Source organism: Kineococcus glutinatus, assembly GCF_039542765.1.
Classification (GTDB): Bacteria; Actinomycetota; Actinomycetes; order Actinomycetales; family Kineococcaceae; genus Kineococcus_A; species Kineococcus_A glutinatus.
Genome location: NZ_BAABIL010000047.1, coordinates 1 through 8,920 on the forward strand (window position 1 = coordinate 1; position 8,920 = coordinate 8,920).

The 8,920-nt window shown below is 74.9% G+C and carries 6 protein-coding genes; 2 read left to right on the forward strand and 4 right to left on the reverse strand.

The window, feature by feature from the left end; all coding sequences use genetic code 11:
- A partial coding sequence (locus tag ABEB16_RS02350) for a bifunctional [glutamine synthetase] adenylyltransferase/[glutamine synthetase]-adenylyl-L-tyrosine phosphorylase (RefSeq protein ID WP_345710667.1) occupies positions 1-2,578 on the forward strand: 2,578 nt, incomplete at its 5' end.
- A gap of 72 nt (positions 2,579-2,650) precedes the next feature.
- Positions 2,651-4,537, forward strand: a complete 1,887-nt coding sequence (locus ABEB16_RS02355; protein WP_345710672.1) for an ABC transporter ATP-binding protein — start codon at positions 2,651-2,653, stop codon at positions 4,535-4,537.
- Between the two features lie 69 nt (positions 4,538-4,606).
- On the opposite strand, the gene ABEB16_RS02360 is transcribed toward ABEB16_RS02355, so the two are convergent.
- The 4 genes from ABEB16_RS02360 to glnA form a co-directional block, all read right to left on the reverse strand.
- Positions 4,607-5,707: a Gfo/Idh/MocA family protein gene (locus tag ABEB16_RS02360; protein ID WP_345710668.1), complete on the reverse strand. Its 1,101-nt coding sequence runs from the start codon at positions 5,705-5,707 to the stop codon at positions 4,607-4,609.
- The gene (locus ABEB16_RS02365; protein WP_345710669.1) at positions 5,704-6,456 is read right to left on the reverse strand and encodes a sugar phosphate isomerase/epimerase family protein; all 753 of its coding nucleotides are present in this window, start codon (positions 6,454-6,456) and stop codon (positions 5,704-5,706) included. The genes ABEB16_RS02360 and ABEB16_RS02365 overlap by 4 nt, the downstream gene beginning before the upstream one ends.
- Positions 6,457-6,546: 90 nt before the next feature.
- Positions 6,547-6,990 carry a hypothetical protein gene (locus tag ABEB16_RS02370; protein ID WP_345710670.1) on the reverse strand — a complete coding sequence of 148 codons (444 nt, stop codon included), beginning with the start codon at positions 6,988-6,990 and terminating at the stop codon, positions 6,547-6,549.
- A gap of 230 nt (positions 6,991-7,220) precedes the next feature.
- Positions 7,221-8,645, reverse strand: coding sequence for a type I glutamate--ammonia ligase (gene glnA / locus ABEB16_RS02375; protein WP_345710671.1), 1,425 nt, complete (start codon positions 8,643-8,645; stop codon positions 7,221-7,223).
- Between the last annotated feature and the right edge of the window lie 275 nt (positions 8,646-8,920).

Here is an 8,920-nt window from a genome sequence, read left to right on the forward strand (position 1 = left end):
GGTGGCCTACCGCCGCCGGCTGCTGGCCCTGGCCGGCCGCGACCTCGCCGCCGAGGACCCGGCCGCGCTGATGCCGGCGGTGGGCCGGGTGCTGGCCGACCTCGCCTCCACCGGGCTGGCGGCCGCCCTGGCGGTGGCGCGCGCCGAGCTGCCCGACGCCGGCGCCGACTGCCGCATCGCGGTGCTCGGCATGGGCAAGACCGGCGGGCGGGAGCTGAACTACGTCAGCGACGTCGACGTCGTCTACGTCGTGGAGCCCGCGCGCGGCGCCGAGCCCGCCGCGGCGCTGGCCACGGGCACGAAGCTGGCCACGGCGCTGCAGCGGGTGTGCTCCGCGCACACCGCCGAGGGGAGCCTGTGGGAGGTCGACGCGGCGCTGCGCCCGGAGGGCAGGCGCGGGCCCCTGGTGCGGACCCTGGACAGCCACGTGGAGTACTACCGGCGCTGGGCGAAGACGTGGGAGTTCCAGGCGCTGCTCAAGGCGCGGCCGGTGGCGGGCGACGTGGCGCTGGGCCGGGCGTACGTGGAGGCGCTGCAGCCGATGGTGTGGGCGGCCAGCGAGCGCGAGGGGTTCGTGGACGACGTGCAGGCGATGCGCCGGCGCGTGGAGGAGAACATCCCCGCCAAGGACGCCGGCCGCCAGCTCAAGCTCGGGCCGGGCGGGCTGCGCGACGTGGAGTTCAGCGTCCAGCTGCTGCAGATGGTCCACGGCCGCACCGACGCCCGGCTGCGCAGCCCCGGCACGCTGGAGGGGCTGGAGCAGCTGGCCACCCACGGCTACGTCGGCCGGCACGACGCGGGGGAGCTGGACCACCACTACCGGCTGCTGCGGACGCTGGAGCACCGGTTGCAGCTGCACCGGCTGCGCCGCACCCACGTGCTGCCCACCGCCGCGGCGGACCTGCGCCGGCTGGGCCGTGCCCTCGGGTTGCGGGCGGAGCCGGAGCAGCAGCTGGAGCAGGTGCTGCGCGGCACCCGCCGCGACGTGCGGCGGCTGCACGAGAAGCTGTTCTACCGGCCGCTGCTGGGGGCGGTGGCCCGGCTGTCGGCGGACGACGCGCGCCTGGACGTGCGCCTGACCCCGGAGGCGGCCCGGCAGCGGCTGGCGGCGCTGGGTTTCCGCGACCCGGCGGGGGCGCTGCGCCACCTGGAGGCGCTCACGACGGGGGTCAGCCGCCGCGCGAGCATCCAGCGCACGCTGCTGCCGGTCATGCTGGGCTGGTTCGCCGACGGCGCCGACCCGGACGCGGGGCTGCTGGCGTTCCGGCGCGTCTCGGACTCCCTGGGCGGGGCGCAGTGGTTCCTGACGATGCTGCGCGACTCCGGTGCGGCCGCCGAGCGGCTGGCGCACGTGCTGGCGGCCGCGGACCTGCCCGCGGAGCTGCTGCTGCGCAGCCCGGAGGCCGTCGCGGTGTTCGCCGACGACGAGCGGCTGGCGCCCTACGACCGCGCGCAGGTCCTGGAGGCGATGGCGCCGCCGGCCGACCGGCGCGGCGACCTGCTGACGTCGGTGATGGCGGCGCGCGGCATCCGCCGCAGGGAGCTGTTCCGCACCTCGGTGGCCGACCTGGTCGGCCTGCGCGACCTGGCGGGTGTCGCCGCCGCCATCGCCGACGCCGACGACGCCCTGCTGGAGGTGGCGCTGCGGGCCGGGGTGCGGGAGGTGGAGGCGCGGCAGGGCTCGGCGCTGCCCACCCGGCTCCTCGTGGTGGGCATGGGCCGCCTGGGCGGGCGGGAGAGCGGCTACGGCAGCGACGCCGACGTGCTGTTCGTGCACGACCCCCTGCCGGGCGCGGACGAGGGCGCGGCGCAGGCGGCGGCGATGGCGGTGGTCGCCGAGCTGCGCCGCTCGCTCACGGCGGCCGGTCCCGAACCCGGCCTGGAGGTGGACGCGGACCTGCGCCCGGAGGGCCGGCAGGGGCCGCTGGTGCGCTCGCTGGCCTCCTACCGCGCCTACTACGAGCGCTGGTCGGCGCCGTGGGAGGCGCAGGCGCTGCTGCGGGCCCGGCCGGTGGCCGGCGACCTGGAGGACGGCCCGGGCGGGGAGCCGTCGCTGGCCGCGCGGTTCCTGGAGCTCGTGGACCCGCTGCGCTGGCCGGTCCGCGGCCTGGGCGAGCCCGACCTGCGCGAGGTGCGCCGCATCAAGGCGCGGGTGGAGGCCGAGCGGTTGCCGCGCGGGGCGGACCCGCTGCGGCACGTGAAGCTGGGCCGCGGCGGCATCGCGGACGTGGAGTGGACGGTCCAGCTGCTGCAGCTGTGCGGCGGCGCCGAGCACCCGGGGCTGCGCACGACGTCGACGACGGCGGCGCTGGCGGCGGCGGGCGAGGCGGGGCTGCTGGCGGCGGCCGACGCCGAGGAGCTGCTGCGGACCTGGCAGTTCGCCTCCCGGGTCCGCAACGCCCTGGCGCTGTGGCACGGCAAGCCGAAGGAGTCGCTGCCGGTGCAGCGCAGCGCCCTGGACGGCATCGCGCGGATCATGGGCTGGCCGCCGGGGGCGGCGGGGGACTTCGAGGAGGAGTACCTGCGCCTGACCCGGCACGCCCGCTCGGTCGTGGAGCGGGTCTTCTACGGGGGCTGAGCGCCGCACCGCCCGCGGGCGGTGGACCCGCTACCGGATGTCGGTGGTGGGCGGCAGGCTGACCGCATGAGCATGGAGTCCACCGCCTGGTCGGTGCTCTACGGCGCCGCCTACGGCCAGCAGGACCAGCGGCCGTTCTCCCGCGCCACGCTGCGGCGGGTGCTGGCCTTCGCCCGCCCGCACCGCGCCCGCATCGCCCGCTTCGTCGCCGTCGGCGTGCTCGAGGCGGTCCTCACGGTCGCCACGCCGCTGCTGGCCGGCCGCGTCGTCAACGCCGTCGTGGCCGGTGAGCCGGCCGACGTCGTCGTCGGCCTGGCGCTGCTCATCGCCGCCATCGCCGTCCTGGAGGCCGGTGCCAGCATGCTCGGCCGGTGGCTGTCCGCCAGCCTCGGCGAGTCCGTCATCCTCGACCTGCGCACCGCCGTCTACGACCACGTCCAGCGCATGCCGGTGGCGTTCTTCACGCGCACCCGCACCGGGGCGCTGGTCAGCAGGCTCAACAACGACGTCATCGGTGCCCAGCGCGCCTTCAGCGACACCCTCGTCGGCGTGGTGTCCAACACGGTCACCCTGCTGCTCACCCTCGCCGTCATGCTCGCGCTGTCGTGGCCGGTGACGGTGCTCAGCCTGCTGCTGCTGCCGCTGTTCCTGCTGCCGGCCCGGCGCACCGGCAGGCGGCTGGCCGGGCTGGAGCGCGAGGCCGCCGGGCTCAACGCGGCGATGACCGACCAGACCACGGAGCGGTTCTCCGCCGCCGGGGCCACCCTCGTGAAGCTGTTCGGCGACCCGCGGCAGGAGTCGGCGGAGTTCGCGGCGCGCGCCCGGCGGGTGCGCGACATCGGGGTCCGCACCGCGATGGTGCAGTGGTCCTTCATCACCGTGCTGCTGCTGGTGTCGTCCCTGGCGCTGGCGCTGGTCTACGGCCTGGGCGGCTGGTTCGCGCTGCGCGGCACGCTGGAGGCGGGCACCGTGGTGAGCCTGGCGCTGTTGCTGACCCGCCTGTACGCGCCGCTGACGGCCCTGGCCAACGCCCGCGTCGACGTCATGGCCGCCCTCGTCAGCTTCGAGCGGGTCTTCGAGGTGCTGGACCTCGTGCCGCTCGTGCGCGAGCGGCCCGGCGCCCGGGAGCTGCCGGAGGGGCCGCTGTCGGTGGAGCTGGACGGCGTGCGCTTCTCCTACCCCTCCGCCGAGCAGGTGTCCCTGGCCTCGCTGGAGGACGTCGCCGTCCTCGACGACCGCGGCGGCGTGGAGGTGCTGCACGACGTGAGCCTGCGGGCCGAGCCGGGCCAGGTGGTCGCGCTCGTCGGTTCCTCCGGTGCGGGCAAGTCGACGATCGCCTCGCTGCTGCCGCGGCTGTACGACGTGGACTCCGGTGCGGTGCGGATCGGTGGCGTGGACGTGCGCGAGGTGGCGTTCGCCTCGCTGCGCCGCTCGATCGGGCTGGTCACCCAGGACGGGCACCTGTTCCACGAGTCGCTGCGCTCCAACCTGCTGCTGGCCGCCCCCGGCGCCACGGAGGAGCAGCTGTGGTCGGCGCTGGAGCGGGCCCGGCTGGCGGAGGTGGTGCGGGCGCTGCCCGACGGCCTGGACACGGTGGTGGGGGAGCGCGGCTACCGGCTCTCCGGCGGGGAGCGCCAGCGCCTGACGATCGCGCGGCTGCTGCTGGCCTCCCCGCGCGTCGTCGTGCTCGACGAGGCGACCGCGCACCTGGACTCCACCTCGGAGGCGGCGGTGCAGGCGGCGCTGGCCGAGGCGCTGGCGGGGCGCACGGCGCTCGTCATCGCCCACCGGTTGTCCACGGTGCGCTCGGCCGACTGCATCCTCGTCGTGGAGGACGGCCGGGTGGTGGAGCGGGGCCGGCACGCGGAGCTGCTGGCGGCCGGTGGCCGCTACGCGCAGCTGCACCGCACCCAGTTCGCGCAGGACGCGCCGGCCCCGGCGCCGCGGTCGTCGGGCTGACGGCAGCGTCCCGGTCCGGGTGGGGTCCCGCCGCCGTGCGGGACCCCACCCGAGGGGTCGCGGCGAGGGTTACAGCGTGCTCGCCGTGGGGTCGAAGTCCTCCGGCAGCGCCGGCGGGACCTCCACGGTGCTGGCGATGGCCACCGGGGCGCCGCTCTCGGCGGACTCGATGGTGGCGGCCATGACGTCGAGGACGTGGAACGCCAGCTCCGCCGAGGCCCGCTCGGGCACGCCGGCCCGGATGGCGCGGGCGAGCTCCAGCACGCCGGTGCCGCGGGTGGTGGTCGCGCCGACCGCGGGGACCGTGTCCACGACGTCGCCGCCGCGGTGGACGAGCACGTCGCCGGAGAAGGTGTTCGGGTCGGGCACCACGATGGTGCCGTCGACACCGGCCACCTCGAACTGCATCCGGGTGATCGTGGAGTCGAAGCTGAACGTGCTCTGCGCGCTCTGCCCGGAGGCGAACTCCAGCAGCGCGCTGACGTGGGTGGGCACGGTCACCTCGAACGACTGCCCGGCGCGGGGCCCGGAGCCGATCGTGCGGGTCGGCTTGGCCTTCGAGACGACGCCGGTGACCCGGCTGACCGGCCCGAACAGCTGCACGAGCGCGGTGATGTAGTAGGGGCCGATGTCGAACAGCGGCCCGGCGCCCTCCTGGAAGAGGAAGTCGGGGTTGGGGTGCCACGACTCCGGCCCGGGGTTCTGCAGCAGCGTCAGGGCCGTCATGGGCGTGCCGATCTCCCCGGCCTCCAGCAGGCGGCGGGCGGTCTGGATGCCGGCGCCGAGGAAGGTGTCCGGGGCGGCGGCGGCGCGCAGCCCGGCGGCACGCGCGGCGGTCAGCAGCTCCCGACCGCTGTCGCGGTCCAGGGCGATGGGCTTCTCGCTCCAGACGTGCTTGCCCGCTGCGATGGCCTGCAGCGCCACCTCGACGTGCACCTTGGGGATGGTGAGGTTGACGACGATCTCGATGGCGTCGTCGGCGAGCAGCTGCTCCACCGAGCCGTGCCCGGGGACGGCGAACTTCTCCGCCTGGGCCCTGGCGCGCTCGGCGTCGAGGTCGGCGACGAACCGGACGTCGAGGTCGGGGAAGCCGGTGAGGTTCTCCAGGTACTGGGTGCTGATGACCCCGGCGCCGATGACGCCCACGCCGACGCGACCGGTGCGGCTCATGCCAGGCCCTGCGCGCTGAGGTAGGCGAAGCTGTCCGCCACGGCCTGGAACCGGTCGCCGCGGGAGTCGTCGAGCTCGACGACGCGCAGCGCCTGCGGGGCGGCCTCGACGATGTCGCGGACCGGCATGGAGCCGCGCCCCACGGCGACCTGGTCGAGGTTGTCCTTCGTCACCGGCCCGTCCTTGACGTGGAGGGCGACGACGCGCTCACCGAGGCGGCGCAGCAGCGCGACGGGGTCCTGCCTGCCGACGGCCACCCAGTAGGTGTCGACCTCGAGGGCGACCGCGTCGTCCAGCGCGCCGGCCAGCACCTCCAGGGCGGTGGTGCCCGCCAGGACGCTCTCCAGCTCGTGGGCGTGGTTGTGGTAGCCGACCCGCACGCCGTGGTCGGCGGCGACGCGGGCGGCGGCGTTGAGCTGGGCGGCGACCTCCTCCACGTCGCTGCGCGCGCCCCAGCGCTCGGGGGCGACGAAGGGGTCGACGACGGTGCCGACGCCCAGGCGGGAGGCGGTCGCGAAGACGGCCGCGAGGTCGGCGTCGGAGGAGCCGACGAAGCTCTGGTGCGTCGTCGGGGCGCTGAGCCCGTTCTCCTGCAGCGCCGGGCCGAGCCGGTCGGCGAAGTCGGTGAGCGCGAAGGGCTCCACCTGGGTGAAGCCGACCTCGGCCAGCCGCTTCAGCGTGCCGCTCACGTCGTCGGCGAGCTGCTCCCGCACCGTGTACAGCTGCACGGACAGTCTTGTCCCGCTCACGATCCTCCCCGTCCGGGTGTGCTTCGTGGATGTGGTGGCAGTGGTGCAGCGACCACCGTACCGGCGGTGACGGCACGTTGCTCAACCGGTTCAGCGGGTCGGTGTCCCGCCCCCGGCGGGCAGCAGCCCGGCGAGCGCCGCGAACTGCCCGGGCGTCAGGTAGGAGGGGTTGCTGCCCGCGGGCATCCGCAGCACCTCCGCGTCGCGGAACCCGCCGTGCGGCAGCAGCTGCGCCCGCGGCACGGGTGCGGCCAGCAGCCGCAGCGCCACGTCCAGCACCGGCTGGCCGTCCTCCCGGGTGCCCGCAGGGCCGACCACCTCCCCGAGCGCGTGCACCCCGGGGCGGTCGCGGCCGCTGACCCACAGCAGGCACGGCTGCCCTGGCCGCACGAGGTCCAGGCGGTAGGAGCGGCGCACGCAGCGCTGCAGCCGCACCACCGCGCCGGGGCGCCACCCCGGTGCCACCGCCGCCGGCGGCAGGGCGGACTTCAGCACCCAGCAGGCGACGTCGTCGCGGGTGAGGCGGGGCGGCACGGGGACCACGCTAACCAGCGAGCTCGGAGCCCGCCGCGCACCGCAGCCACCCGTCCCGGCCGCCGGCGTTCCAGCCGGCTCCAGCGCCCCAGGTCGTCGCCTTCGTCACCGTCGGGTTCCTGACGCCGCGACGGTCCTGACGCCGCGGCCCGGGCGCCGGGCGCGCGAAGGCCCCCCACCCGGGCGGGTGGGGGGCCTTCGCGCAGCAGCGGTGCGAGCCGGGCCGACCGTCAGATGTCGAAGTACAGCTCGAACTCGTGCGGGTGCGGGCGCAGGCGGATCGGGTCCACCTCGTTGGTCCGCTTGTAGTCGATCCACGTCTCGATGAGGTCGGCCGTGAACACGCCGCCCTCCAGGAGGTAGTCGTGGTCGGCCTCGAGGCGGTCGAGGACCTCGGGGAGGGAGTACGGGACCTGCTTGATGTTCGCGTGCTCCTCCGGCGGGAGCTCGTAGAGGTCCTTGTCGACCGGCTCGGCGGGCTCGATGCGGTTCTTGATGCCGTCCAGGCCCGCCATGAGCTGCGCGGAGAACGCCAGGTACGGGTTCGCCGACGGGTCCGGCACGCGGAACTCGATGCGCTTGGCCTTGGGGGAGTTCCCGGTGACCGGGATGCGGATGCAGGCCGAGCGGTTGCGCGCCGAGTACACCAGGTTCACCGGGGCCTCGTAGCCCGGGACCAGGCGGTGGTAGGAGTTCACCGTCGGGTTGGTGAACGCCAGCAGCGACGGGGCGTGGTGCAGCAGGCCGCCGATGTACCAGCGGGCGATGTCCGAGAGGCCGCCGTAGCCGCGCTCGTCGTAGAACAGCGGCTCGCCGTCCTTCCACAGCGACTGGTGGCAGTGCATGCCCGAGCCGTTGTCGCCGAAGAGGGGCTTCGGCATGAAGGTGACCGTGCGGCCGTTGCGCCACGCGACGTTCTTGATGACGTACTTGAACAGCAGCAGCTGGTCGGCGGAGTTCTTCAGGGTGTCGAAGCGGTAGTTGATCTCCGACTGGCCCGCGGTCCCGACCTCGTGGTGCGAGCGCTCCACCTGCAGGCCGGCCTTGGCCAGCTCCACGCACATCTCATCGCGCAGGTCCGCGAAGTGGTCGACCGGCGGGACGGGGAAGTACCCGCCCTTGTACCGCGTCTTGTAGCCGCGGTTGCCGCCCTCCTCGGCGCGGCCGGTGTTCCAGGCCGCCTCGACGGAGTCGATGTGGTAGTACGACTCGCGCTGGTTGGTCGCGAAGCGCACGTCGTCGAAGATGTAGAACTCCGCCTCCGCGCCGAAGAACACGGTGTCGGCGATGCCGGTGCTCTTCAGGTACGCCTCGGCCTTGGCCGCGATGTTGCGCGGGTCGCGGCTGTACGGCTCGTCGGTGAACGGGTCCACGATGGAGTGGTTGATCACCAGCGTCTTCTCGGCCCGGAACGGGTCGAGGAACGCGGAGCTCGGGTCCGCGATGAGCTTCATGTCCGACTCGTGGATGGCCTGGAAGCCGCGGATGGAGGAGCCGTCGAACATCTGCCCCTCGGTGAGGGCGTCGGCGGTCACCGACTCGGCGGGCACGTTGAAGTGCTGCATGACGCCGGGAAGGTCGCAGAAGCGGATGTCGACGAACTTGACGCCTTCATCGCGGATGTACTTCAGGACCTCTTCGGAGTTGTTGAACATCCAACCTCCATGGGTGGGACAGTCCCTGGTGCGGGCTGCCGCGGACGCGCCGACCGTAGGTGCCGACCGTTTCCGGGTGGGGACGGCCGTGTTTCGGGCAGGTTACCCGGCTCGGCCGCCCCCCGGGGCCGCAGGTGGGAGCCGGGGAGCCGCCCGGGGCCGCAGGTGGGAGCCGGGGAGCCGCCCGGGGCCGCACCGGTAGCCTGCGACGGTGCCGGACGCCGCCCCACCCCGCCCCGCCCCGGAGCCGCCGGACGACGCCCGCCCGCCCGGTG

Excerpts from the sequence above, each read along its gene's own strand:
- ABEB16_RS02355 (WP_345710672.1), top strand. The coding sequence starts at position 2,651 with ATGGAGTCCACCGCCTGGTCGGTGCTCTACGGCGCCGCCTACGGCCAG.
- ABEB16_RS02360 (WP_345710668.1), bottom strand. The coding sequence starts at position 5,707 with ATGAGCCGCACCGGTCGCGTCGGCGTGGGCGTCATCGGCGCCGGGGTC.
- glnA (WP_345710671.1), bottom strand. The coding sequence starts at position 8,645 with ATGTTCAACAACTCCGAAGAGGTCCTGAAGTACATCCGCGATGAAGGC.